Raw genomic sequence first — 26,094 nt, 5'->3', positions numbered from 1 at the left:
TTTACGTTAACGTAAAGGTGATAGGGCTGACTGTCAATCGGACATTTTCGACGCAGCAGCCCGTTCGCCACCTGTTTCGGCCTGGCTCAGGGCCGCAGCCTCTTTGGGTTCAGCTCGCCAGTCCGTGCTCGCGCAACGCCTCCAGGGTCAGGCGCTCCATCTCGTCGCTGTGTTCACGTCCGATGGCTTCGTAGAGGGCCTGGTATTCGGCGTCGGTCATGGGCCGGGCAAATACTTCCTGCTCGGACTTGCCCAGGGTGCCGGCCGAGGCTTTTATAACCGCTTGCAGCCGGGTCTTTTCTTCCTCGGGCAGGTTTCCATTGTTGAACCAGCGTTCCTGTGCCGATTGCAGGTCCAGCAGGGCATCGCTCTTGGTCTCGCGCAGCGCCTCTTTCGCGCTGAGCTCCTGCAGATACTGGATCTCCATGTACTCCTTCCAGAACTCCTGCCCGAGGATCTGTCTGACCCCATCCAGCGGCTGCTGCTCCTGCTCGAGGATGGCCAGGTAAGCGGCATCCACCTGGGCCGGGGTGACCCCGGAAATCTGGTGGTAATTCATCTTCGAGGCCTGCCAGGGCAGTTCCAGCCGATCCCCCAGGCCGATGCGAAAGGCCAGGTAGACTTCCGCTTCATCGGGACGTCGACCCTCGGCCCGGCGTTTGCCGATCAGGTCCCGGGCCTGGGCGTTGACGCGATCCAGGCGCGATTTTCCCTTGGCCAGTTGCAGCAGTTTCAACTCGATCTTGCGGGCGTCCGGTTCGGTGTAGGCTTCATGCAGCAACACGTCGAGGCCCATGTCGCTGAAGGCCACGGTGATGCCGTCGGCACAGGCGTCCGATTGCGGTGCGTTGGCCTTGGCGAAGAGTTTCTCCCGCAGCGCGGTGTCATCGACCGCGGCGCTGACCATGCGCCGGACCTTGTCCATGAGTCCGGGACGAGTGGCGCTGTCGGCATAGTCGGCCGATTCACGCAGATCGCCGATCACCCGGAAAAACGCTTCGGACTCATCGACCGGTTCCTCGCCGGCCAGGCGCAGCCAGGTGTCGCGAAAGGCCTCCTGCGCCTGGCTGTCGAGCCCTTGCAACCAGGCACTCTCATCCCGTGAGACGGGCCCTCGCGGGCCATACGGACTATGGGCCGGCGAGTCGCCGCCGCTCACGCTGGCTTCCGAATCCGAATCGACCGGCATATCCAGCCCCAGGTCGATCCCGGTTTCCGTGTTGTAATCCACGGCGTCATCGAAAAAGTCCCTTTCGATGGGGTTGTGGTAGAGGTTGATGGCCCTGGCGATGCGTTGCCCTTCTTCGCTGGTGTCCAGGACGGTACTGGGGATAGTGGTCAGGTGATTCGAGCTCAGGTCGAGTCGGGTCAGTGCTGGCAGTTCCTGGTAGCCGGTCGGCCATTGGGTAAGTCCGGTGTTGCGCAGGTCGATACGCTCCAGTTCGAGCATCGCGCTGAAATCCGGCGAACGGCCAAGGGTCGGGTTGCTGGAAAGGTTCAGTTCCCTCAGGTGGGTCAGCCCTTCGAGGAGGTTGGCCGTTTCCTCGGTCAGGACGATACGGTTGCCGCTCAGGTTGAGGTGGACCAGTTCGCTCATCGAACCCAGCGCGGGGGGAATCTCGGTCAGGACGCCGCCGCCGATATACAGGCGCTTCAACTGGGGGAAACCCTCGAGGAAACGGTTCAGTCCCCGGGTGATGTCCGGGTGGGTCCCGCTCATGAACAGTTCGGTGACATGGCTGAAGTTGGCCGACAGCGTCGGCAGCCGGGCTGTCGAGTCGTAAAGTGAGAAATTGATCTGATAGCCTTCCGGGGCGCTGCCCAGGAAGGGTTCCCGGCGCCAGCATTGCCTGATCGCCCGGGCAATATAGTGCCTGACCGTCACGCCTATCTGGGGATCCGGCGGTGTACTGACCCAGGTTTCGAGCTCCGTGGACAAGGTGTTGTATTCGCTTTCCAGTGCCTCGAGGCGTTGCACCGCCGCGCCTTCGTTCAGGCCGCGCAGGTCGAGAAAGGCCTCCACATTGCGCCAGTCATGGGTGGGGTAAAGACGTTGCGCAAGCTCGGTGAAGGCCGGGGAGCGGGCCCCCACGATTCTTTCTGCCGCCTCGGGCCCGGCGGCAGACGGGCCGGGCCGGCGGGCGGCCAGGCGCCTCGGCGGCGTTTCGTTGGGTTTGGTGGGGGGCAGGCCGAGGAGTTTTTCCATCTCCTTGCGCGGCGGCAATGGCTGATCGAGCACGGTCTGCTTCAGGCCGGCGGCCTCATGGGGGCCGGGAAAGCCCAGGGCCTTGCGCTCGGTGTCGGGCAGGGCGTGCAGGACACTGCTGTACAGATTGTCCGGGCCGTGGAGTTCCTGGCCCAGGGCGTCATGGGCTTCGTACTGGTCGCCATTTTTAACCAGTACCTTGCGAATCGGTGCCTGCTCCGCGCCAAGGCTGTCGAGCAAGGGCCCGCTGAAGTAGGGCTGGCGGATTTCGAGACGCACCTGATCCGACCAGCCCGGCAGCTTGCCGATCTGGTTGAGGATCAGCTTGTCGGTATCGGGGTTGCTCGTCGCGTCGAGATAGAGGCCTTCCCGGGCGCGCGCCAGGCGCAGATTGCGGCTGTAATAGCGGGCCTCTTCGGCCAGTCGCAACGGTACACGCCTGGCGTTGAGCAGAACCCGCTGTTCGGCCGGACTGGCGTTTCTGGACAATTCCTCCGCGATCGGCGTCGACAGACTGGGAAACTCTTTGCGGATCACCGCAACGGCGGGGTCGTTGCTCTGGGTGCGATAGCGATAGTGTGAATCGAACAGCGCCGCCTGGCGATTGCCGGCCTGGGTCGCGAGCTTGCGCCGGAGGGCCACGGCACGGGCATCCAGGCTGATGGGACCGGTGCCGAAATCTTCGCCCAGCAAACTGCGGATCTCGGCCTCGTCGAGGTTTTCCAGGACCTTGCGCAGCAGTTGGTTGGCGTCGAGCCCGGGCCAGCGCAGGTCGATACGCTGCAAGGCTTGCGCCTGGCCGGCGGGGTATTCCTTCAGCGGCACGCCGTGGCTGTCCAGCAAGCGCAACACTTTCGAGGGCGGCCAGACCGGTTCGCTGGTGAGCAGTTGCAGTTCCATGTGCAGTTCGTCGATTGAGCTGTTGGCCGCGCCACCGCTTTGCAGGCGTTGCACCAGGCGCTTGAGGTCGCGGTCGAGCTTGAAGCGGGTCACGCTGTCTTCGAGCAGGGCCGGGGGCGGTTCCTGGTCCAGGTGCAGCAGGCGCAGGGCATCGTCGTCGACCCCGCTCAACTGCATGATTTTTTCCGCCGACGCCGGGTCCAGGCTGGCCGCATCCGGCCCCAGTCGGGAAAACAGCTGCGGTTGCCGCCACTGCAAGGGTTGCTCGAATTCATGGCGCCAGGCGCCCTTGCCGTTGTGATGGATCAGCGGGGCGTAGGCGTCGGGGTTGTTCGGGTGTTGCAGGCGGAAGCGGTTGGGGCTTGTGCCGGGCTTGATCCGGTAATGGCGGCCGTCAAGACCCAGGAAGGTCTTGTCCTGATGGTGATAGAGCCCCGCGCCATCGGGCTGCAGGTCCAGCGTGTCGGGCAGCCGGTGTTCATAGGGGGTCAGGTCGGGTTTCCAGAGTGCCTGTTCGCCTTGGGCGGTGTTGATCGGCTTGAGCCCTTCGATAAACGTCGAACCTTCGAAGTCCAGGGTCATGACGGCCCCCAATCCCAGCAGTTCAACGTTCAGCAGCACGCCCATAAAGCCGAGCACCGCCTGCATTTTCTCTTCATGGCTCCATTCCTCGATGCCGTTGTAGAGCTGCACGATCAGTTGCGCGGCGGCGACCGCGAGCATCGCCTCGCCGAGCCCGGGCACTAGGAACAACAGATTGACCCCCCAGTTCAGCAACGAGCGCAGGCGCGCGGTGCGGGTCTTCTTGTCCTCGTCGTCCGTGGGCACCGCGCTGATCCGGGCGTCGTCGAGCTTCTTGACCGTTTGCAGAACGCAGAACTCGCTGAAAGGATTGTCGCCCAGCGAGCCTTTCTCCAGGCGCAAGTTGGCTTGCGGGGCCGGTTTGCGCTGTTCGCTGACGGGGTCGAGGGGGCTCAGGCAATCCTCGAGGGCACGCAAGAGTGCCGGTTGGGTGCGCAGGTGAACATAACGCTTGAAGAACGCCTGATAGGTTTTATCCCGCAGCCGTTCCCTGAGTTCATTGTGGAATGCGTTGAAGGACGGATAGCGCTTGACGGCCTGGAGCGGATCACCCGACAGGTAGACCACGCAGGGGCGCTCGCCGGTGCTTGAGAGAGCGTCGTGCTCGATCAGCAGCACGCCCTTGAGCAACGCGCCCCAGGCGCCGCTGTCGACGTTCGGAAAGTCGAGCAGGGTCAGGGAGTAGCAGTGCACGGGACGGTTGTCCCAACGGGGTGTTCGCGTCGGATCAAGCAGGCTTTGCAGCATCCGGTAGGCCGACTGATCCAGGTGGCCCTTGATCAGGGCGATTTCCGCTTGCACCGCCAGTTCGTCGCGCTCCTGTTGCTCGAAGAGGTTCTTGAAGCGCGGGCTTGGGCGGTTGCGTTCGGTGGGCAGGAGAAAATGTTCGATGTGTCGCTTGTACTGGCCGCCCAGGTCGAGCCGACGGCAGAGGGCGGCGAAGTCCGGAGGCGCGATGGGCTTTTTCAGGACAGCGGTACTTTTACGTTGGATGGCCGAGCCGTGGTCGAAACCGAAAGGGCCGGTTTCGCTGCTTTCAAAGTTCTGCAGGGCGGCTTGCAGCAGGCTCTGCACGACAATGTTCTCCCGACGCGGTTCGCCGAGGGTGGCGGCGGCGAGGATATGCACATGCCGGAGTTGGTCGTGGTGAATGTCCAGGCCCGGGCCATAGTGCTCGTCCAGGGCCCGGGAGAGCAGCGGCGCGGCAAAGTCCTTGGCGCTTTTGAGACCGTGTAGATGGCGCGCCAGTGCGGCTTTGGATATCTGGCTCTGCCTGAGGCGCGTGGCGAATGCCTGGCGTCGTTCGAGGGAAGCCTGGGTCAGCCAGGAGGGCAGCCGCTTGAGGATCAGGCGATGGTTCCTGGTCGATCGCGCCTGGCTGGCGGAGGCGGCAAGTGGGCGTTGCTCGGTACTCATGAAGATCAACTTTTTCCGTGAATAAGGCTTTCAGCTTATGCCGAACGCCTGCACTTAAAAGTTGAAAAAGTTGAGTTAAATCAGTTGGTTAATATCAATAATCCGCGTCTGTAAAATAGTCGGTTATGGCCTTTTGACCAGCGTCTCGTGCTAGCTGGCTCTTGTGGGAGCAGAGCTTGCTCGCGAAGAGGCCCGTGAGAGCGCTAAAAGCTTCGTCGGAACACCGCCCGGACCAAGCCCCGCACACACAGGCACCGCTCCACTCGAGCCCCGCGTCTATAGGTCGTGTTGCCGCAGCAACTGTTCGGTCAACTGCTCCAGAGTGTCGCTGTAGGCTTTGGCGATATCGCTGGACAGTCTCAGATAGGTGCTGTCGGTCATGGCACTGGCGAAGGCTGCATCGGGTGTCAACCCGAGTGTCTGGGCCGATTGTTTTATCGTCTCGGCCAGGTCGGCGTTCTGCTGCTCGTCCAGGGGATTGCCGCCGAACCATTCCCGTTGCGCACTCAACAAATCGTCGAGCGCGCCGATCAGCTTGTCGCGCTGCTCCCGTGGCGCCTTGAGCGGTCCCTCGTGAAAGCGTTCCTCCAGATAGTCCTTCCAGAACGGCTGGCGGACCAGGCGTCCGGAGGTTTCGCCGGGCTGACGCTCGTCGGCCAGGATGGCCTGGTAAGCCTCGTCGAGTTGCTGGCTGCTCACGCCGGCCACCCGGTCGTGATTCATTTTCCGGGCTTGCCAGGGCAACCCGAGCCTTTCGGCCAGGCCGATGCGAAAGGCCAGGTAGATTTCCGCTTCATCGGGATCTACCCCGCTGGCCTTGCGGGTGTCGATCAGATCCTTGGCCTGGCGGTTCACCCCCTCCAGACGTGATTTTCCCCGGGCCAGTTGCAGCAGTTCGGCTTCACGGGCTTCGAGGGGCAGGGCCCTGGCCTCGTACAGCAGGACATCGAAGCCCATATCGCTGAACACCACGCTGATCCCGTCTTCACAGCTATCCGGATCCGGCGCATTGGCACGCCTGAACAATTGCTCGCGCAGCTCGGTATTTTCCGTGGCGGCCCTGACCATGCGCCAGACACGCTCGGACAATTCGGGACGATGTTCGGCGCTGATATAGTCGGCGGAATACTTGAGGTCTTCCAGCACCCTGAAAAACGCTTCGGAGGCTTCGATATCGTCGCTGGCCAGCCGCAGCCACAGGTCGCGTCTGGTTTCCCGTTCCGACCTGCTCAGGCCCTCGAGCCAGTGCGTGTTGTCACGGGGCACGGGCGAGGGCGAGCCCCAGCGGCTGTGGCGGGAGCTGGCGCGCGATTGCGGGCGCGAACCGCTGCTCCACTCTGACTGATCGTCGCTTTCGATCAGTACGTCGAGGCCCAGGTCGAGATCGGTTTCCTGGCGGTAGCGGTCGACACGCTGGCGCAGTGCGACCGGTATCGGGTTGCCTTCCAGGTTGATCGCCCGGTTGAGGCGTTGACGTTGCGGGTCGGTCCCGAAGACCTCGTCGGGAATGGCGCTGATGCGGTTGTCGCTGAGGTCGAGGCGTCTCAGGGCCGGGAGATTGGCATAACCCGGCGGCCAGTCGCGCAGCCCGGTATTGCGTAGGTGCAGGTAGGCGAGGCGGGTCAGCGGGCTCAGGTCGGGGAGCATGGACAGGCTGGTATTGTTTTCCAGGATCAGTACCTCCAGGTGGATCAACTGGGTCAGCGGAGCGGTACTGGCCGGGGTCAGGACGATCTGGTTGGCCTTGAGGTCGAGGTGCCTGAGCGCCGTCAGCCGGCCCAGGGCCGCCGGCAGCTGGGTCAGGGCATTGCGGCTCATGTCCAGTCGTTGCAGGCGCGGGAATGCCTCGAGGAAACTGTCCAGCTCCGGCGATACGCTAAGCGCCAGGCCGCGCAGGTGCAGTTCGCTGACATGCTCGAAGTTCGCCGAAAGTGTCGGCAGGTTGCCCACCGGATAGCCTGCCAGGCTGAGCTGGCGACCGCCGATGGGCAGGTCGTCGGCATCGCGGGCCAGCTCTGTTTCATGGCGCCAGCAGCGCTTGATCTGCAGGGCGATCTGTTGTTTGCCGTGGGCCTCGGTAGAGGCCTGGGGGGCGCCGAGCCAGGCGTCAAGCTCGTCTTCCAGGGTGGCATATTCGAGTTCCAGCGCCCGCAGTCGCGCTATCCCCGCGCCCAGGCTCATGTCCCGCAAGCCATGCAGGGTTTCCACCTCGGAGAGACGCAGGGTCGGATACAACTCCAGGGCAAGGCGGTTGAATTCGAATGAGCGCAGTGCCCGGCCCGCGCCACGCCCGCTCATTGGATAGGCCAATTGCCCGCCGGCCAGGCGCATCGGCGGGATATGGTGCGGTTTGATGGGCGGCAGACCGAGGCTCTCGCGCAGTGTTTCGCGGGGTGGTAACGGTAGCTCGAGGAGCATTTGCCGCAGCTGTGCGCCCTGACCGACATGGGGCAAGCCCAGGGCGGCGCGCTCGGCGTCCGGCAGGGCATGCAGCACGGCCGCATACAGGTCGTCCGGGCCATGCAACTCCTGGCCCTGGGCATCGCGGGCCGCATAGCGGTTGCCCTGCCTGATCAGGACCTTGCGCACGGCGGCCGGCTCGGGGCCGAGGCTGTCCAGCAGTGGCCCGTCGAATGCGGCATCGCGGATTTCCAGGCGTACTCGGTTCGACCAGCCCGGCAGTTTTTCCAGCATGGGCAGGATGACCCGATAGGCCTCGGCCTGGTCGACCGAGCCGAGACAGGCCTGTTCATAGAGCCGGGCGATACGGACGTTGTGCAGGTAGTAGCGGGCCTCCTCGGCCAGGCGCAGCGGCACTGATCCGGCGGCGAGCCGTTGCAGTTCGACGCTGTTGGCCTGGCTGAGCAGTTCCCTGACCACCAGGCTCGGCAGCGAGGAGAAGTCCCGCTGGATCAGCGCCTGCGCGGCGGATGGATGGGTCGAACGGGTACGAAACTCATAGTGAGAGGCGAACAGGCTATTGCGCCGTTTGAGCGCCTCCCCGGCCAGTATCTGCCGCAGTTTGCGGGTGCGCGCCGCCAGGCTGAGGGGGCCTTGCCCGAACTCTTCGTCGAGCAGGCTGGTGATCTCGGGTTCTCCCAGCCGAGTGAGCACAAGTTCGAGTAAGTCATTGGCATGCAGGTTGTCCCAGGTGGCGTCTATGCGCGTCACCCGGGCGTCTGCATCGGGCGGGTACTCGGTCAGCGTGACCTTTTGCTCATCGAGCAAGCGCAACACTTTCGAGGCCGGCCACACGGGCCGGTTGGTCAGCAGTTGCAGGGTCATGTGCAATTCATCCCGTGAATAACCCAGGGCATCGCCGCGTTGCAGGCGGGCGATCAGGCCGTTGAGGTCGCGGTCGAGCTTGAAGCGGATCAGGGTGTCGCGCAGCAAGGCCGGGGGCGGCAGGTTATCCAGATGCACACTGCGCAGCACATCGCCGTTGATGCCGCTGATCTGCATGACGCGCCGGGCAGCGCTTTCGTCGAGGGCCGCGGCCTCCGGCCCCAGGCGTCTGAACGCGCCCAGGTCGTTCCAGGCCAGCGGCTGCTCGAACTCATGGACCCAGGCACCGGCGCCGTTGTGCCGGAAGGTCGGGGTATAGGCGTCGGTTTTGCGTGGATGCCGGGCTTGATAGCGGCGGGACGACGCCTGCGGCTTGAGTTCGTAGTATTTGCCGTCGAGCGGCAGGTAGGTCCGGCCCTGATGGTGATAGAGGCCCATGGCATCGGGCTCCAGGGTCCGGGGCAGGACCAGCTTGTGGGCGAACGGTGCCAGGTCGGGATTGAACAGGCGTATATCGCCGTTGAGCAGCGTCACCGGGCGCAGTCCATCGACAAAGCCGGCACTGGCGATCGCCGCGTTTTCGGCGGCCGCCGCGGAGGCTCCAGCGGCTCCCAGCGCAGTGATCAATGAGAGGTTTTGCAACACGCCGGTCAGGTAGGCCCAGGCTTGTGCTTTTTCGCCCAGGGCGAAGCTGTCTATGCTGTGGAAAATATTGTTGCCCAGTTGTACCGCGACCACTCCCAGCATGATTTCCCCCAGCCCCGGGACAATGAACGCCGCGATATTGAGGATGTTGAGGGCAATATTGAGGTAATGCTGCAGGCGCGCCGTGAGGCTTTGCCGGTCCTTTTGTGCCGTGGGCACCGCGACAAACAGGGCGTCGGCGAAGAAGGTCTCGACCTTCTGTTGGTAGCGCTGGCGAAACAGGTAAGCGCCAATTTCCTCGCCGGCGACATCGAGTTTTGCCCGTGGGTCGGGGGTCGGCTGATAGAAATAGCCGTTCCATTGCTTCGGGTTGAGGCGTTCCTGGAGTTTGTCGAAAAACCGGGTCCGCTCCTGCTGGGGAATGAAGCGGACAAAGAACTTCAGGTAATCGAGGGTCCGCAGCTTTTCCCGCAGGTCGTCTTCGAAGGCGGCGCGGGAAGGGTATTGCTTTACGGGATGGAAGGGATCGTCCGGCAGGTAGACCACCCAGCTGCGGGCGTCGTCGGCGGTGCGTACGACCAGAATGCCGTTGAGCGCGATTCTCAGCAGGCTCAAGGTAAAGCAGCGTTGCGGGTGTCCGGCCGGTACCGGCACCTCCTTGCCCTTGGCCACCTCCAGCATTAGCCGATAGGCGGCCTCGTCCAGATGGGTGCGCAGGAAGGCGATATGCACCTGGGTTTCGAGGGCATAGGCGTCATACACGGTGAAATGGCCACGAACACTGTACTGCGCTTCCAGCGCCGTTTCCCCAGCCCTGGCGGTTGGGAAGAACACCTCATGGAGATGTTCCTGGTACTGCCGGCCCAGATCCAGCTTGCGGCACAAGGCGGCGAACCTGGCTGGCGAGAGGGGCAGCCGCCGCGCGTCCGGATCGATGGGATTGCCGCTGTGGATCGTTGCCGCGTCGCCGGGTGCGTCCAGCTTGCCTTCCTCGGTTTCCCGGGCTTCGTAGTTGTGCAGCGCGGCGTGCAGCAGGGTGGAGATGGATGAGCGGAGATCGCCCGGGATACCCTTGGTCGGTTGAAAGATGAAGGTCCGCTTGGCATCCAGCACCTGCCCGAACTCCTTCTTCAAGGCCTGCTCCAGCAAGGGTTTGGCGAAAGCTTCAATACTGTTCATGTTGCGCAGCACGGCCTGGACCTGGCGCTGGTAGTGCAGGCAGGCGGTGTAGCTCTGATGCAGTTGGCTGAAGATCTCCGGTGCTTCTTTCAACACCGGCAGGTCGGCGGCCAGTGCGCGTTGTCCCAGGGCCAGGTGCGTCGCGGTGTCGGCCTGGACCAGCCATCCGGGGAACTTGCCCTTGACCAGATCATAATGGCGCCCCCGATGCCCTCGGAGCATGGGGGGGCGTTTGGGGGCAGTGGCGGACCCGACGTCCGCCCAGGTATTTGCTGTCATGGTGTGAAGCCCGATTCGTGATTCGAATGGGCAGCGTATGCGGTGTATCGGTTGGGACTGCGGTAGGTATTCACCCGATCAGGCGGTGAAATCAGCTGCTTGAGACGGGCCAGGTCACGTCATCGGCAAAGATTTTCCCGTCGGCGGGCCAATTCAGCACAGTCCCGCCGGCCTCGGCCACCTGGTCGATCAACTGATCGTAGACCGCGCTGTTGTCGACCCCGCTCCAGGTTGCACTCTCGATGTCGGCGGCGGTGTGTCCCGCGGCCTGATGGATTGCGCGGACACTGGCGGCACGGGTCAGGCTGGAGTTGACCAGCCAGATCCGCTCGGCACTGACGCCTCGGTCGGAGACTGAAATATGCCCTTCGATATCGTCATAAGGAAAGAAGTTGCTTCTCTGCGGATCATGGTTGAAAAAGCGATTTTCCTGCCCCGGCACGACCTCGACGTTGCGGGTATCGATCATGTAGATGAAGCTGGTGATCTGCCGGTGCCTGTAGGTGGTATAGCCGCGTTCGCTGTCGAGGGAAATCGGCGCGCCCGAGCCCGACCCGTTCGATGCCGCTTCACTCGGTTGGCGGGTGCTGCCCGAGGCTGACGACGAAGCGGCCTGGCTGGCATTCGACGAGCTCTCATCGGCGCTGCCCTCGCTGTCGGCGTCGCTGCCGCTCTCCGACTCGGGGCGTCTGCCGGGATATTTGTTGGTTTGCCTGTTGTAACGCAGTTGGCCGATACCCGGCCCGCCACCGACGCTGTAGTTTTTCGCGTCGCTCAGGCTGAAGGTGGCGCTCAGGGCTTTTTTCGTGGTCGAGCCCGGTGGGTGGTTTTCACGGGCGAGCATGCAGCCATCCCTGGCCAGCTCGAACGGCGTGCGATCTTCCGTCCTGAACATGGCGGGGATATCCGTGCGGTACAGGCAGCCATGGATGTTTTTCCGGTAGCCGATCTTGAGCAGGAACGCCTCGAGGAATGGCCGGGTGTAGTAGGCGTCGAAATCCGGGTCGAGCGAGTGCGGTTCAAAGTTGCGGATATTGCGGATGTGCGGCAGCACTTCCTGTTCCAGCAAGTCAAAGCGCCGTGGATCGGTCTCGGTCGCCGACTGAAGTTTGTGCGTCTGTGCCCAGTCAGGGACTCTGGCGTGTTCCTGAAGTGCCTGTTGCAGGCGAGGCAGCATGCTCGGCAGCAGGTTGTATCCTTGCAGGATCTGCCCGCGTTCTTCCGCGCTCTTGTCGGGATGGGCCCATTTCAGCGCCCGGATCAATTGCTCCCTGGTCTTGCCTGCCTGGCTGGCATTGGCCCATTGCGGCTGTTTGCCGGAGGTTTCGACCTCGGAGCGGAAGCGCGTTATGTCGTTGCCGTGAAGCCCGTAGTGTTCCCAGATCTCGTGGTCGGTCCAGGCGGGCAGTCGTTCGGCGGCAAGCGACTGACCGTTTGCGTCCATCCGACCCTCTGGCGGGTCAACCAGCACCCAGTTGTCGTCGTCCTTGCTGAATGCGTACACGCTGTCTTCGGTGTTATCGGCATCAAACTTTTTCAGGCGATAGTAACCCTGGCTGTCAGGGCCCGCGAGACGGGTGTAGGGGGGCTGGCCGGAATAGCTGAATTTGGCCACGACGACAGCGGACGCCCGTGGTGTGTCGGCCGCACGGCTATCTTCTGCCGATGGCTTGGACTCGGCCGCCGGCTCGTCAACCAGCCGTGGCCGTTTGCGCGGTGGCGGGCTGGCCGTGGCCTGATCGACGGAGGCCGCCATGGGCTCCGTTCCCCAGGTGCTGCCGTTGCCTATCCGATAAAGCGCGGGGCCGGACGGCAGCAGTTCATTGGAACGTTTTGCCCGGTAGGTCTCGAGTTGCGTGTCGTACGCGACCATGACCGTGCCACCGCTATCGAGATCGACATAGTGACGGTTCTTGATGATCCGCAGGCCCTGCGGGTCGGGCGGCGGCAATGCCCGGCTCGTGCTGACCCGGTAGCTCTCCAGTGAACGGGAGGTGGCGCTCCTGGCCTGATCCGGAAGATCCGTCAGTTGCAGGTTCTGCTCCGTTGGCGTGTTGATTGCCGGTCGACCAAGGGCGGGCGCCTGACCGCCGGAAACCGCCGGGTTGTCCAGGTGGTGTGGGCGCAGGCCGCTGGCATGTGGCCCCGTGGGAAGTGATGGGCGCAAGGATTCGGGAAGGTCCGGCGTCTTGGGCACAGGTATCTTGATGGTGGACGACGTGGGTTTGACCGGGGTTCTTGGAGACATGGTGATACCTGCCAATTAAAGAAATAAACATCCTGTTCAGGATCTGTCATCAGTCGGGTATTGATACGGGGCGATCGCACAGGAGGATGGCCGCGTAGGCAGGTTCAGTATCCGCTCCATGAATTCGGCGGATGCGGTACATAGATAGGCACAAGGAGGATTTGTCAGCGAATGACAGGAAGGCGGAAACACGAAGGGGAGCCGAAGCTCCCCTTGAATGTGTTGTTGTATGCTCTTTTCTTATTATTGAGGGGCGGTCTGTTGTTGTTTTTGTCGACCGTGACCCTTTCTCGCCGTTTAGGTGACCCCCATCCGGGGTCAAAGAGCAAACGTATTTTTTTGAGCGCTGATCTGCTTTATCAGGTGATCCAACCAGTTCGGGAGCTACCTTGAGGTAGTTTTATTGTTCTCTGTCCGGTTGCGGGTGACCCGAGGGTTCCCTGAAAGCACACCTTCTCCAAAAAAATCTGTTAGCTGCGTCTCTGCCGTGTTGTTTTTGTTATGTCAGAGTCGGTACGTCTTATTTTTATGGGTTTGCTGCTTTTTATTCTTGTTATGCAAGAGATATAGCAGGTGGCGTGCCAACTTTTTAAAACCCTTTAAAATCAATGCTTTGATATTTTTCGTGAACCTTCGGCCAAGGGCAATGTCGTGAATCTGTTTCCGTGTTACTCGTTTGTGTTTCCAGACGGTAACACCCGGACACATTCACACCGCCTGCCGTGCCTTGGCGACCCGTGAGCCAGTAACACGTCCCAGCACGGCACAGATTTCCTGGCCCGCGAGGAGCAACTGGTCGAGGTCGACACCGGTGTGGATACCCAGGCCGTTGAGCATATAGAGCACGTCTTCGGTGGCGACGTTACCGCTGGCGCCCTTGGCGTAGGGGCAGCCGCCCAGGCCTGCGATGGAGCTGTCGAAGACCGCGATGCCTTCCAGCAGGCTGGCGTAGACATTGGCCATGGCCTGGCCATAGGTGTCGTGGAAATGCCCGGCAAGTTTTTCCCGCGGCACGCTGGCCGAGACCACCTCGAACATCCGCCGGGTGGCGCCCGGGGTGCCGGTGCCGATGGTGTCGCCCAGGGACACCTCGTAGCAGCCCATGGCATACAGCTCGCGGGCCACGACGGCGACCTGTTCGGCGGCGACCGGGCCTTCATAGGGGCAGCCGAGCACGCAGGACACGTAGCCGCGCACGGTCATGCCATGCTGGCGGGCGGCGTCCATGATCGGTACGAAACGTTCGAGGCTTTCGCTGATGGAACAGTTGATATTGCGCTGGGAGAAGGCTTCGGAGGCGGCGGCGAACACCGCCACCTCCTTGACCCCGGCGGCCACGGCATCTTCGAAACCGCGCAGGTTGGGGGCCAGCGCGCCATAGGTGACCCCGGGCTTGCGCTGGATCTGCGCGAAGACTTCGGCGGAACCGGCCATCTGCGGCACCCATTTGGGCGAGACGAAGCTGCCGACTTCTATATAGCCCAGGCCAGCGTCGCCGAGACGGTCCACCAGGCGGACCTTGTCGGCCACGCTGATGGGTTGGGCTTCGTTCTGCAGGCCGTCGCGGGGGCCGACTTCGATCAGGCGTACGTGGGTGGGCAATGACATGGGGGGTACCTTGTTGGTGAGTAGGAACAGGGTCTGGCCGCGAAGCTTCTAGCGCTCTCAAGAGCCCCTTCGCGAGCAAGCTCTGCTCCTACAGGATGGGGTCGGCCTGTTGTTCGAGGGTCTGCAACGCCTGATGGCAGCGCTCCTCGGCAGTGTCGAGTTCCAGTTGCATCTGTTCGATATCCAGCAGTTGCTGCTCCAGCTGCGCCCGGCGCTCGGTGATCTTCGCCAGCATGCTGTTGAGCTGCTTGTGGTTGCCGCTGGTGGGGTCGTAGAGTTCGATCAGTTCGCGGCACTCGGCCAGGGAAAAACCGATGCGCTTACCCCGCAGGATCAGTTTCAGGGTCACCTTGTCCCGGGCCGAGTAGATGCGTTCCAAGCCCTTGCGCTCAGGGCTGAGCAGGCCTTGCTCTTCATAGAAGCGAATGGCCCGGGTGGTGATGTCGAGCTCGCGGGCGAGGTCGGAGATGCTGTAGGTCTGGCTGCTCATGAAAGCGCTCGAGAAAGGTCATGGCGCTAAGCTAAGGGCTGCTTGACGTATACGTCAAGCATGCGTGAGGCATGCGATGACCTTTGTGGGAGCGGAGCTTGCCCGCGAAGGGGGCTTCAAGATCGCCAAAAGCTTCGCGGGCAAGCTCCGCTCCCACGGGGTATGCGTTCAGATTCAAGTGAGTAGTGTTTTCCCCAGGCTCAGGCCTTGTCGAGCTTCTTCTCATGGGCCGTGACCTGCTGGCACAGTTCGATCATCTGCTCGCGCATCCAGCGGTTGGCCGGGTCCTGGTCGGTGCTTTCGTGCCAGTAGAGGTGGGTTTCCACCGGCGGCACGTCATTGACCGGCAATGGGAAGTAATGCAAGTCATGGCGGCGGGCGAAGCGTTCCGGCACGGTCATGACCATATCGGTCTGCTGCAACACCTGCGAGGCCATCAGGTAATGCTGCGAACGCAAGGCGATCTTGCGCTGGATGCCCATCTTGCCCAGGGCCAGGTCGACATAACCCAGGCCATTGCGTCGGCTGGAAATATGGATGTGGGTGAATCCCATGTAGTCATCCAGGGTCAGCTTGTCCTTGCCGGCCATTGCATGGCCCTTGCGCATGGCACAGACATAGCGGTCTTCCATCAGCTTGACATGACGCACCTGCGGGTCAGTGTTGAGCGGCGCGTCGACGGCGAAGTCGATACGTCCGGCGGCCAGTTCCTTGGTGGTCTCGCGGCGCTTGGAGAGGAAACTCTCGATCGCCACCGTCGGCGCCAGGCGACGCAGGCGCTGGAACAGTGGTGGCAGGATCACCGCCTCGGTGAGGTCGGTCATGCTGATGCGGTAGGTCTTGTTCGCCTGCAACGGGTTGAAGATCCGGCTTTCCTGGACCGAGATGCGCAGCAGCGACAGGGCATTGCGCACCGGGCCGATGATGTTCTGCGCCATCGGCGTGGGCACCATGCCCTGGGCGGTGCGCACGAACAGCGGGTCGTTGAAGGTCTCGCGCAGGCGTGCCAGGGCGTTGGACACCGCCGGCTGGGTGATGCCGACGATCTGCCCGGCGCGGGTCAGGTTGGCCTCGGTATAGATGGCGTCGAAGACGATGAAAAGATTGAGGTCGACCTTGCTCAGATTCATTTCGCGGCGCTCTTATTGTTAGGGTTCGATCAGCCGATCATATATCGGTGATGAATGTTAATACACGGCGAGAATAGCTTTGGTAAATTTTCGTAGCTGATCTAGCATCGATTCCATGACTCCGACCACCTGCTCAAGAAGGTAGCTGCCCATGGATTTCGCCTATTCGCCCAAGGTTCAGGAACTGCGTGAACGCGTGACCGCGTTCATGGACACTTATGTGTATCCGGCCGAACCGGTGTTCGAGCGCCAGGTCGCCGAAGGCGATCGCTGGCAGCCCACCGCGATCATGGAAGAACTCAAGGCCCGCGCCAAGGCCGAGGGGTTGTGGAACCTGTTTCTGCCGGAATCCGAACTGGGTGCCGGCCTGACCAACCTGGAATACGCCCCCCTGGCGGAAATCATGGGCCGCTCCTTGCTCGGGCCGGAGCCGTTCAACTGCTCGGCACCGGACACCGGCAATATGGAAGTGCTGGTGCGTTACGCCAATGAAGAACAGAAACAACGCTGGCTGGAACCGCTGCTGCGCGGCGAGATCCGTTCCGCCTTCGCCATGACCGAGCCGGATGTGGCTTCGTCCGATGCGACCAATATGGCCGCCCGCGCCGAGCGCCAGGGTGACGAGTGGGTGATCAACGGCAAGAAGTGGTGGACTTCCGGCGCTTGTGATCCGCGCTGCAAGATCCTGGTGTTCATGGGCCTGAGCAATCCGGACGCACCGCGTCACCAGCAACATTCGATGATCCTGGTACCGGTGGATACCCCCGGGGTGAAGATCGTCCGTCCATTGCCGGTATTCGGTTACGACGATGCGCCCCATGGTCACGCCGAAGTGCTGTTCGAGAACGTGCGGGTGCCTTACGAGAACGTGCTGCTGGGTGAGGGCCGTGGTTTCGAGATCGCCCAGGGTCGCCTTGGCCCGGGCCGGATTCACCACTGCATGCGTTCCATCGGCATGGCCGAGCGCGCGCTGGAGCTGATGTGCAAACGGGCGGTCAACCGTACCGCGTTCGGCCGGCCATTGGCTCGCCTGGGCGGCAATATCGACAAGATCGCCGACTCGCGGATGGAGATCGACATGGCGCGCCTGTTGACCCTGAAGGCGGCCTTCATGATGGACACCGCCGGTAACAAGGTGGCGAAAAGCGAGATCGCGCAGATCAAGGTGGTGGCGCCGAACGTGGCCTTGAAGGTGATCGACCGGGCGATCCAGATCCATGGTGGGGCCGGGGTCTCCAACGATTTCCCGCTGGCCTACATGTACGCCATGCAACGCACCCTGCGCCTGGCCGACGGCCCGGATGAAGTGCACCGGGCGGCGATCGGCAAGTACGAGATCGGCAAATATGTACCGCGCGAGATGATGCGTTCGGAGCGCTGAGAGCCGCGCTCTTAATACACCCAGACCTCGACCCGCCGGTTCTTGATGCGGCCTTCATCCAGGGTGTTGGCCGCCACCGGCATCTGCGCGCCGAAGCCCTGGATATCGCGAAACACCACGCCACCCTTCACCAGTTCCCGACGCACCGCCATCGCCCGCAGCTTGGACAGCAGGGCGGCGCGGGCCGGGTCGTTCTTGGCGTCGCCAAAACCCACCAGGGTCACCTGTTTGTTCAGCTTGCCCTGGGCATGCAGGTAATCCAGGACCCGCAGCACATCCTGGCGGGCCTTGTTGTCCAGGCTGGCGCTACCTTCCTCGAAACGAAAATTCACTGACAGGCGCTGCGCTTCTTTCGCCAGGGCCAGGTATTCCGGCGACATGGCCGGGCCGGGCGTGACCGGGATGGCTTGCACCGTCTGCGCGACAAACCCGTTGCCGGCGACAATCGCCTGGCCCGCCGGGCTTTGCGCGAAGCGCACCAGGGACGCGGCCCAGGGGTTCTGGCGGTTGGGCGGCAGGTAGAAGAACAGTCGTCGGGACAGCGGATAATCCTCGGTGGCGATCAGGCTGGCCAGTGGCAGCATCGCTTGCGAATCGCCGTCGACAATGGCCACGGCCTTGGCCTGGCGAACGTAGGGCAGGCCGATAAAGCCGATCCCCTGGTGATCCTGGCTGACCGCATCGGATAACTGTTCGCTGGATTCGAAACGCTGGGCGCCGACGGCCAGGGACTTGCCGCGACGGGCCAGTACCAGTTCCTTGAAGGTGTCCCAGGTCCCGGACTTTTCATCCCGGGCGTAGAGGTGAATGGCGCCGCCGATCCCGCCCAGTTCTTCCCAGGTTTTCACTTCGCCGGAAAAGATTTTCGCCAGTTCTTCGGTGTTCAGTCGGGTCAGCGGGTTTTGCGGATGAAGGATAATCGCCACGCCGTCGATGGCGATCACTTGCTCGGCGTCGGGGCTTTTCAGATCGCCGAGGCTGGCGAGGTCCGCCAGTTCGGCGTCCTTGATCGGACGGGAAGACGCGGCGAGGTCGGCGGTACCGGCTTTCAGGGCGCTGAAGCCGGTGCTGGAACCATGGGCGGCGACTTCGATCCGGACCCGGCGGCCTTGCTCGGTGGTGGCGAGCACGCGCTGCTCGTTGTCCTTGCCGGTGTTGGCCAGGTGCACGCCGTGCAGGCCCTGTTCCTCGAGCCAGCCCTTGACCAGCGCCGGTCCGAGGTCGGCACCGATGGTGTTGGAACCCTGGATACGCAGCGCCGGGCCGTCATCGGGCGGCGCGGGCAGGGCCGCCAGGGTCAGGGCGGGGAGGCCGCAGAGGATCAACAGTGAGAGCGCGCGCAGCATGGGGCCTGCACCTTTAATGGGCCAGAGTGCTGCAAGAATAAGTCAGTCAGGTTTCAGTTAAATGACGACGGTCGGGCGCCAAGCCCCACTCTTGAAAACGCCACGTACCTGTAGGAGCAGGGCTTGCCCGCGAAGGGGGCCTTGAGACCGCTAAAAGCTTCGCGGGCAAGCCCTGCTCCTACAGGGTTGTGCTGTTCAGGAGAGCGGGGATCAGCCCAGCTCCAGCCAGATCGGTGCATGGTCGGAAGGCTTTTCCATGCCGCGCAATTCATAGTCGACCCCACCGGCCTTGACCCGTGGCAGCAAGCCATTCGAGGCCATGATCACATCGATCCGCAGGCCACGCTTGGGCTCGTCTTCAAAACCACGGCTGCGGTAGTCGAACCAGCTGAAACGGTCATTCACCTCAGGGTGCAGATGCCGGAAGCTGTCCACCAGCCCCCAGTTCTTCAGGCGTGCCAGCCATTCGCGCTCTTCCGGCAGAAAGCTGCACTTGCCGGTTTTCAGCCAGCGCTTGGCATTGTCGGCGCCGATACCGATATCGCAGTCCTCCGGGGAAATATTGATATCGCCCATCACCACCAGCGGCTGGTCGTGTTGGAACCGGCTTTCCAGCAACTGCTGCAGGTCCTGGTAGAAGCGTTCCTTGGCCGGGAACTTGGTCGGATGGTCGCGGCTTTCGCCCTGGGGGAAATAGCCGTTCATGATGGTCACCGGCGTGCCGTTTTCATCGGCGAAGGTGCCCCAGATAAAGCGCTTCTGGGCTTCCTCATCGTCGCCCTCGAACCCCTTGTGCAGGCTCAGTGGTGCCTGGCGCGACAGCAGCGCCACGCCGTAATGGCCTTTCTGACCGTGGAAATGCACGTGGTAACCCAGGGCTTCGACTTCAGCCTGTGGAAACTGGTCGTCGGAGACCTTGGTTTCCTGCAGGCCGATCACATCCGGCTGGTGCTTCTCGATCAGCGCCGCCAACTGATGGGGCCGGGCGCGCAGGCCGTTGATGTTGAACGAGACGATTTTCATGGGCGGCAATCCTGGCAAAACAGCGATGCTAGCCGACAAGTCCGGCGACGGCCAGCGTGGCGGGAGTGTCGATGCACTGCTAACGTTCTCTCAGATCGTTGCGGCAACGCGCCGCGGCCAGGGAGGTTGACCCCCATGCCGGAAATGCCAGAGATCAAGGCCCAGATCCATCTGCTCGACGGTGGTTATTCTCGCGAAGCACGCTCGCTGTTGTACCAGGCCTATCGGCATGAACCGACGTTCGCCTATCTGTTCGAGGCCGAACGCCCGGGCTACGAACAGCGGGTCCGGGCCACGGTACGCGAGCGGGTCAAGCAACACTTTCTCGAGGATCTGCCGGCCATCGGGCTGCTGGTCAACGACCGCCTGATCGGCATTGCGCTGATCGCTCCGCCCCAACGTCGACTGGACATTACCGAGAGCTGGGTCTGGCGCATGCGCATGGTGCTGAGCACCGGCTTTCGCTGTACCCGCCGTTACCTGGAGTACCAGCAGGCGGTGCTCGCCTGTCTGCCGTCGAATTCGGTGCACGTGCTGCCGTTGCTGGGCATCCACCCGCAGTTCCAGGGCCAGCACTATGGCGAGCAGTTGCTGATGGCGGTGCACAACTGGTGTGCCGAAGACCCGCATTCCCAAGGCGTGGTGCTCGATACCGGTAACTCGCGTTACGTTGAGTTCTACAAGCGCCAGGGTTATGAGGACATCGGTGAGGTAGCGGTGGGACCGATCCGCGAGCACGTGTTTTATCACGCCAACCCCCTGATGTTACAAACAGCAATGGCTTGACTGTCGAACTTTCCGGTCGGTTTCGCGTTCTATGACGGCCTTAACCCAGCCCGTGATAGCATCCGCGCCTATGATGTTTTCTATAAGATTGACCAGCGGTTTGCTCCTGCTCTGTTGCAGCATGGCGGCCCTGGCGCAAAGCGAACTCGATGTACGGGTCAAGCCGGCGAACGACGAGTTGAAGGCCAATGTGGAAGGCTACATTGGCAGTCTCGGCAATCGTGGTGAAAATGCCCTGCGGCGTTTCAGCCGCGGCGCGCAGGAGCAGGCACGCAAGGCCGCCCAGGCGCTCGGCTATTATCAGCCGCAGATCGAGACCGAAGTCGAAGCCGGCAAGACCCCCAAGCTGATCCTGACCATCGATCCCGGCGAACCGGTGCATCTGCGCAATGTCACCGTGCGCATCGAAGGCCCGGCCGCCAGCCTCAAGGCTTTCCAGATCCCCAGGAGTGATGCCCTCAAGCCTGGTGCCGTGCTCAACCATGGGCACTACGAGGATACCAAGCGCCTGATTCTCAACCGGGCCTCGCGCTATGGGTTTTTCAGCGGCCACTTTATCAGCCAGAAGTTGATCGTCGACCCCAAGGCGGGCATCGCCGATATCGAGCTGATCTATGACAGCGGTCCGCGCTACTCCCTGGGACCGGTGCATTTCGCCGGCGACACGCCCTTCGACGAGGACCTGCTGCACCGCATGGTGCCATTCAAGGCCGGTACCCCTTACGATTCCGAACTGATCGCCGAGCTCAACCAGGCCCTGCAATCGAGCGGCTACTTCGAAGGCGTGCGGGTGGATGCGGCGCCGCTGGCGGCCAAGGACCGGGTGATTCCGGTCGAGGTCCAGCTCGATACCCGCAAGCCGCGCACCATGGGCTTGGGCCTGGGTTATTCGACCGACGTCGGGCCCCGGGTCAAGGCCAACTGGACTCGCCACTGGGTCAATGCCCAGGGCGATAGCTATGGCATCGAAAGCGAGGTGTCCGCGCCCCGGCAGAATATCGGCCTGTGGTACGACCATCCGCTGGACCCGCCGCTCACCGACAAGCTGCGCTGGGCCGCCGGCTACCAGTACGAAGAGATCGCCAACACCGACAGCCTGAGCAAGCTGTTCACCATCGGCCCGGAATGGCACAGCAAGCTGCCCAGCGGCTGGCAGCGGGTGATCTCGCTCAAGTGGCAGCGCGAGGAGTACCGCCTCGGCGACGACTCGGGCCTGAGTACCTTGCTGATGCCGGGCATCAATTACTCCTACCTGCGCAGCGACAACCGCATCGATCCGCACAACGGCTATCGCCTGGAGTTCGACAGCAAGGTCGCCAAGGAAGGCCTGGCCTCGGACAATAACCTGCTGTACGGCACGGCGACGCTCAAGGGCCTGACCACGGTCTGGGATAATCACCGTTTCCTCGGCCGGATCCAGTTCGGCGGCAGCGCCACCAATGGCTACCGGAACGTGCCGCCGTCCCTGCGCTTCTTCGCCGGCGGCGACCAGAGCGTGCGCGGCTACGACTACCAGAGCCTGTCCCCGGAAAACTCCGAAGGGGATCGGATCGGTGGGCGCTACATGGTCGCCGGCAGCCTTGAGTACCAATATTCCATCGCCGAGAAATGGCGGGTCGCGACCTTCGTCGACCAGGGCAACTCGTTCAACACCCTGGAGTTGCCGAGCCTCAAGACCGGCGTCGGCATCGGCGTGCGCTGGATCTCGCCGGTGGGGCCGATCCGTCTCGACCTGGCCCATGCGCTGGACGATCCCGGGGGTATCCGTTTGCACTTTTCCATGGGGCCTGAGTTGTGAAGCGTGGTTTGAAAATACTCGGCCTGGCGCTTGTCGCGCTGATGCTGTTGTTGCTGGTGTCGTTGGGTCTGCTGCTGGGCACCCAGGCCGGCAGCCGCTGGGCGTTGGCGCAGGTGCCGGGCTTGAGCGTGGAAAATTTCCAGGGTCATCTGGGCGGGCAGTGGAGCGCCGATCATCTGCTCTGGCAACAGGGCGGCAATCGGGTTGAATTGCAGCAGCCGCGCTTCAATTGGTCGCCGTTGTGCCTGACGCACTTTGTGCTGTGTGTCGATCAGTTGGAAGTCGAGCGGGTCGACCTGCGCTTTGAACCGAGCGCGCCGGCCGAGAGCGGGCCGCTGAGCTTGCCGACGCTGAAACTGCCGGTGGCGATCGAGTTGCGCCAGGTGCGTATCGGCAGCCTGTGGCTCGATGGCAGCGAGCAGCTCAAGGAATTGCAACTGGCCGCGCACTGGACGGCGCAGGGTTTGCAGATCGATACCGTGCATCTGCAGCACGACGACCTCAGCCTGGACCTCTCCGGGCTGCTGCAACCGAGCGGCGACTGGCCGCTGACGGCCGAGGGCAAGCTGCTGTTGCCGGCCCCGGGCGGCGAGCCCTGGGCCCTGGCGCTGGAGGTGCAGGGCGATCTGCTCAAGACCCTCAAGCTCAAGGCCAACAGCAGCGGTTATCTGCAGGGCCAACTGACGGGCGAACTGGAGGCCCTGGCCGAGCACCTGCCGGCCCGGGTGCGGGTCACCGCCGATGGCTTCAAGGCCAGCGCCGAACTGCCGGACACCCTGCAACTCAATCAGCTGGAGCTCACCGGCAGCGGCAACCTGAAAGACGGTTACCAGCTCCAGGGCAAGGCCGTGCTGCCGGCCGAGCAAGGTCCCGTCGACCTCAACCTGCAAGGCCGGGTCGATGCGCGGGGCGCGCAGATCGCCGCGCTGGACCTGACGGCCGATGCCAAACAGCGGCTGAAACTCAGCGCCGAACTGGACTGGCAGAAGGGCTTCGCTGTCGACGCCAAGGTCGACTGGCTGGACTTTCCCTGGCATCGCCTTTACCCGTTGATCGAGGAACCGGCGGTCAAGGCGCGGACCCTGGTCGGTGAGGTACATTACCGTGACGGCAACTACCTGGGTTTCGTCCAGGCCGATCTCGATGGCCCGGCGGGCAAGTTCCGGCTGCTGACGCCGTTCAGTGGCGACCTGGAACAGATCGCCCTGCCGCAGCTCGAACTGACGGCGGGGCAGGGCAAGGCCAGCGGTTACCTGAAGTTGCAATTCGCCGATGGCATCGCCTGGGACACCGCACTGGACCTGAGCGCGCTCAATCCGGCTTACTGGCTGGCGGAGTTGCCCGGGACCCTGGCCGGGCCGCTGCGCAGCAAAGGCGAGTTGAAGAACCAGCAGTTGAACCTGGAGGCGAATATCGACCTCAAGGGCAAACTGCGCGGGCAACCGGCAGTGTTACAAGCCAAGGCCAGCGGTAGAGGCGAGCAATGGACCCTGGGTGCCCTGGACATTCGTTTGGGCGATAACCGTATCCAGGGCAGCGGCAGCCTGCAACAACGCCTGGCCGGGCAGCTCGACCTCAACCTGCCGCGCCTGGGCCAGCTCTGGCCGCAGTTGCGCGGACAAGTCAAAGGCCGGGTCGATCTCGCCGGCACGCTGAAGGCGCCGCAAGGCAAGGTCAGCCTGCACGGCCAGCAGTTGGTATTTGCCGATAACCGTCTGCAAAACCTCAGTCTCGAGGCAAACCTCGATAGCGCCCAACGTGGGCAACTGGATCTCAAGGGCGAAGGTATCCAGGCCGGCGAAACGGCCCTGGGTACCCTGACCTTGCACGGGCAGGGCGATCTCAAGCGCCAGCAAGCGCAGCTCGATCTGCAAGGCCCGCTGTTGAAACTGGCCCTGGGCCTGGACGGCGGACTCGACAAAGGCAACTGGCGCGGGCGCCTGGTTTCCGGCGATGTACAGACCGGCGGCCAGGACTGGAAACTGCAGAACCCGGCCAAACTCGAATACCTTGCCGATGGCCGATTGAATTTCGGCAGCCACTGCTGGCTGTCGGGAGAGGCCAGCCTGTGCGGCGAGGATCAGCGGTTGATGCCCGAACCGCGCTTGCGTTATCACCTCAAGCAATTCCCCCTGGAAAGCCTGGGGCAATGGTTGCCCCGCGACTTCGCCTGGCAGGGCCGGCTGAATGCCGACCTGCAAGTGGACCTGCCGGCCAGCGGCCCCAAGGGCCAGATCATGATCGATGCCAGCGGCGGCACCCTGCGTATTCGCGAACGACGCAGATGGCTGGACTTCCCCTACGAGACCCTCAAGCTGACCAGCAACCTGAGCCCACGGCGGGTCGACACGGTCCTGGATTTTCGCGGTGGCAAGCTCGGCGAACTGATGCTCCAGGCGCAGATCAATCCCCTGGCGAAGAACAAACCCCTGACCGGCGATTTCCGTCTCAGCGGCCTCGATCTCAGTGTGGCCCGGCCTTTCGTAAGAAAGGTCGAGACCCTGGCCGGTCGCCTCGATGGCAGCGGGCGTTTGTCCGGCGGCTTGCTGGCGCCCAAGGTCAACGGCAACCTGACCTTGAGCGGTGGCGAGGTCTCCGGCTCGGAAGTGCCGACCACGGTCAAGGACCTGCGGGTGCAGGCGCAGATTGCCGGGGAAAACGTCCAGCTCAACGGCAGTTGGACCGGCGGTGATGCCGGACACGGCAGCCTGACCGGGCATATCGACTGGACCGATGCGCTACAAGTGGAATTGGCGATCAAGGGCTCGCAGTTGCCGGTCAGCGTCGAGCCCTATGCGACCCTGGAGGTGGCGCCGGACCTGACGGTGTCGATGCACGGCGACAAGCTGGCGATTGCCGGCAAGGTGCATGTGCCCAAGGGCGCGATCGTCGTGCGCGAGCTGCCGCCGTCGACGGTCAAGGTCTCGGACGACACGGTGATCGTCGGCCAGCAGACCGAGGAGGGCAAGGCGCCCCTGGCGATGTCCATGGATATCGAGGTACTGGTGGGGGAGGACAAGCTCAGTTTCAACGGTTTTGGCCTGACCGCCGACTTGCAGGGCCAGGTGCATATCGGTGACAACCTCGATACCCGGGGTGAGTTGCGCCTGAATGACGGGCGCTACAGCGCCTATGGCCAGCGCCTGACCATTCGCCGGGCGCGCTTGCTGTTCGCCGGGCCCATCGACCAGCCGTATCTGGATATCGAGGCGATTCGCCAGACCGATGATGTGATTGCCGGTATCCGCCTGAGCGGCAGCGCAGAGCAACCGACCACGCAGATCTTCTCGGAACCGGCCATGAGCCAGGAGCAGGCGTTGTCCTACCTGGTGTTGGGACGACCGTTGAGCACCACTGGCGAAGACAGCAATGTGCTGGCCCAGGCGGCGTTGGGCCTGGGTTTGATGGGCAGTGCCGGGTTGACCGGCGACCTGGCGAAGAACCTGGGTATCGAGGATTTTGCCCTCGATACCCAGGGCAGCGGCAGTACCACATCGGTGGTGGCCAGCGGCAAGATCACCGAGAAGCTGAGCTTGCGCTACGGGGTGGGGGTGTTCGAACCGGCCAATACCATCGCCTTGCGTTATATGTTGAGCAAGAAGGTTTACCTGGAGGCGGCGAGCGGCGTGGCCAGTTCCCTGGATATCTTCTACAAGCGCGATTTCTGAGGAATGACACTCCTCTGCGGTCACACACGATCCTGTAGGAGCAGGGCTTGCCCGCGAAGGCGTCCTTGAGGGCGCCGCTTCGCGGGCAAGTCCTGCTCCTACAAGGTTCCGTTGTGTGCTCGGG

12 protein-coding genes are annotated in these 26,094 nt (G+C 62.9%); 4 read left to right on the top strand and 8 right to left on the bottom strand.

The genetic code is table 11. The features are described from left to right. Nucleotides 1–109 precede the first annotated feature (109 nt). The 6 genes from M5B42_RS08600 to M5B42_RS08575 form a co-directional block, all read right to left on the bottom strand. Nucleotides 110–5,104, bottom strand: coding sequence for a DUF6543 domain-containing protein (locus M5B42_RS08600; protein WP_248745555.1), 4,995 nt, complete (start codon nucleotides 5,102–5,104; stop codon nucleotides 110–112). 276 nt (nucleotides 5,105–5,380) lie between these two features. After that, nucleotides 5,381–10,435, bottom strand: a complete 5,055-nt coding sequence (locus M5B42_RS08595; RefSeq protein ID WP_248745554.1) for a DUF6543 domain-containing protein — start codon at nucleotides 10,433–10,435, stop codon at nucleotides 5,381–5,383. A gap of 148 nt (nucleotides 10,436–10,583) precedes the next feature. Then, nucleotides 10,584–12,740, bottom strand: coding sequence for a hypothetical protein (locus tag M5B42_RS08590; RefSeq protein WP_248745553.1), 2,157 nt, complete (start codon nucleotides 12,738–12,740; stop codon nucleotides 10,584–10,586). Between the two features lie 708 nt (nucleotides 12,741–13,448). Further along, the gene (locus tag M5B42_RS08585) at nucleotides 13,449–14,348 is read right to left on the bottom strand and encodes a hydroxymethylglutaryl-CoA lyase (RefSeq protein ID WP_248745552.1); all 900 of its coding nucleotides are present in this window, start codon (nucleotides 14,346–14,348) and stop codon (nucleotides 13,449–13,451) included. 88 nt (nucleotides 14,349–14,436) lie between these two features. Next, nucleotides 14,437–14,838, bottom strand: a complete 402-nt coding sequence (locus M5B42_RS08580; protein ID WP_103497096.1) for a MerR family DNA-binding transcriptional regulator — start codon at nucleotides 14,836–14,838, stop codon at nucleotides 14,437–14,439. Nucleotides 14,839–15,038: 200 nt separating this feature from the next. Further along, a complete protein-coding gene (locus M5B42_RS08575) occupies nucleotides 15,039–15,968 on the bottom strand; it encodes a LysR family transcriptional regulator (protein ID WP_100943899.1) in 930 nt (309 codons plus the stop codon). A gap of 151 nt (nucleotides 15,969–16,119) precedes the next feature. Between M5B42_RS08575 and M5B42_RS08570 the strand changes: the two genes are divergently transcribed. After that, nucleotides 16,120–17,349, top strand: a complete 1,230-nt coding sequence (locus M5B42_RS08570) for an acyl-CoA dehydrogenase (protein WP_103497095.1) — start codon at nucleotides 16,120–16,122, stop codon at nucleotides 17,347–17,349. A gap of 11 nt (nucleotides 17,350–17,360) precedes the next feature. Here M5B42_RS08570 and M5B42_RS08565 read toward each other — a convergent pair whose 3' ends face one another. After that, a complete protein-coding gene (locus M5B42_RS08565) occupies nucleotides 17,361–18,695 on the bottom strand; it encodes a phosphate ABC transporter substrate-binding/OmpA family protein (RefSeq protein ID WP_177102891.1) in 1,335 nt (444 codons plus the stop codon). Between the two features lie 210 nt (nucleotides 18,696–18,905). After that, on the bottom strand, nucleotides 18,906–19,718 hold the full coding sequence (gene xthA / locus M5B42_RS08560; protein WP_103497093.1) for an exodeoxyribonuclease III: 813 nt from the start codon (nucleotides 19,716–19,718) through the stop codon (nucleotides 18,906–18,908). Nucleotides 19,719–19,853: 135 nt separating this feature from the next. On the opposite strand from xthA, the gene M5B42_RS08555 reads away from it, so the two are divergent. The 3 genes from M5B42_RS08555 (at nucleotide 19,854) to M5B42_RS08545 (ending at nucleotide 25,970) form a co-directional block, all read left to right on the top strand. Continuing rightward, on the top strand, nucleotides 19,854–20,504 hold the full coding sequence (locus tag M5B42_RS08555) for a GNAT family N-acetyltransferase (protein WP_248745551.1): 651 nt from the start codon (nucleotides 19,854–19,856) through the stop codon (nucleotides 20,502–20,504). Nucleotides 20,505–20,574: 70 nt separating this feature from the next. Beyond that, nucleotides 20,575–22,302: an autotransporter assembly complex family protein gene (locus tag M5B42_RS08550; RefSeq protein WP_152736927.1), complete on the top strand. Its 1,728-nt coding sequence runs from the start codon at nucleotides 20,575–20,577 to the stop codon at nucleotides 22,300–22,302. Next, nucleotides 22,299–25,970 (top strand): translocation/assembly module TamB domain-containing protein, encoded by a 3,672-nt coding sequence (locus M5B42_RS08545; protein WP_248745550.1) that lies wholly within the window; start codon nucleotides 22,299–22,301, stop codon nucleotides 25,968–25,970. Before M5B42_RS08550 ends, M5B42_RS08545 begins: the two co-directional genes overlap by 4 nt. Nucleotides 25,971–26,094: the final 124 nt, after the last annotated feature.

This window comes from Pseudomonas sp. MWU12-2037 (assembly GCF_023242345.1).
Taxonomy (GTDB): domain Bacteria; phylum Pseudomonadota; class Gammaproteobacteria; order Pseudomonadales; family Pseudomonadaceae; genus Aquipseudomonas; species Aquipseudomonas gingeri_D.
The sequence above is the reverse complement of the archived record's forward strand: the minus strand, read 5'-3'. Positions and strand labels throughout refer to the sequence as shown.

What these genes read in the sequence shown, in the direction of transcription:
- M5B42_RS08595 (WP_248745554.1), bottom strand. Translation starts at nt 10,435, where the DNA reads ATGCTCCGAGGGCATCGGGGGCGCCATTATGATCTGGTCAAGGGCAAG.
- M5B42_RS08575 (WP_100943899.1), bottom strand. Translation starts at nt 15,968, where the DNA reads ATGAATCTGAGCAAGGTCGACCTCAATCTTTTCATCGTCTTCGACGCC.
- M5B42_RS08570 (WP_103497095.1), top strand. Translation starts at nt 16,120, where the DNA reads ATGGATTTCGCCTATTCGCCCAAGGTTCAGGAACTGCGTGAACGCGTG.
- M5B42_RS08580 (WP_103497096.1), bottom strand. Translation starts at nt 14,838, where the DNA reads ATGAGCAGCCAGACCTACAGCATCTCCGACCTCGCCCGCGAGCTCGAC.
- M5B42_RS08600 (WP_248745555.1), bottom strand. Translation starts at nt 5,104, where the DNA reads ATGAGTACCGAGCAACGCCCACTTGCCGCCTCCGCCAGCCAGGCGCGA.
- M5B42_RS08590 (WP_248745553.1), bottom strand. Translation starts at nt 12,740, where the DNA reads ATGTCTCCAAGAACCCCGGTCAAACCCACGTCGTCCACCATCAAGATA.
- M5B42_RS08585 (WP_248745552.1), bottom strand. Translation starts at nt 14,348, where the DNA reads ATGTCATTGCCCACCCACGTACGCCTGATCGAAGTCGGCCCCCGCGAC.
- M5B42_RS08555 (WP_248745551.1), top strand. Translation starts at nt 19,854, where the DNA reads ATGCCGGAAATGCCAGAGATCAAGGCCCAGATCCATCTGCTCGACGGT.
- xthA (WP_103497093.1), bottom strand. Translation starts at nt 19,718, where the DNA reads ATGAAAATCGTCTCGTTCAACATCAACGGCCTGCGCGCCCGGCCCCAT.
- M5B42_RS08550 (WP_152736927.1), top strand. Translation starts at nt 20,575, where the DNA reads ATGATGTTTTCTATAAGATTGACCAGCGGTTTGCTCCTGCTCTGTTGC.
- M5B42_RS08565 (WP_177102891.1), bottom strand. Translation starts at nt 18,695, where the DNA reads ATGCTGCGCGCGCTCTCACTGTTGATCCTCTGCGGCCTCCCCGCCCTG.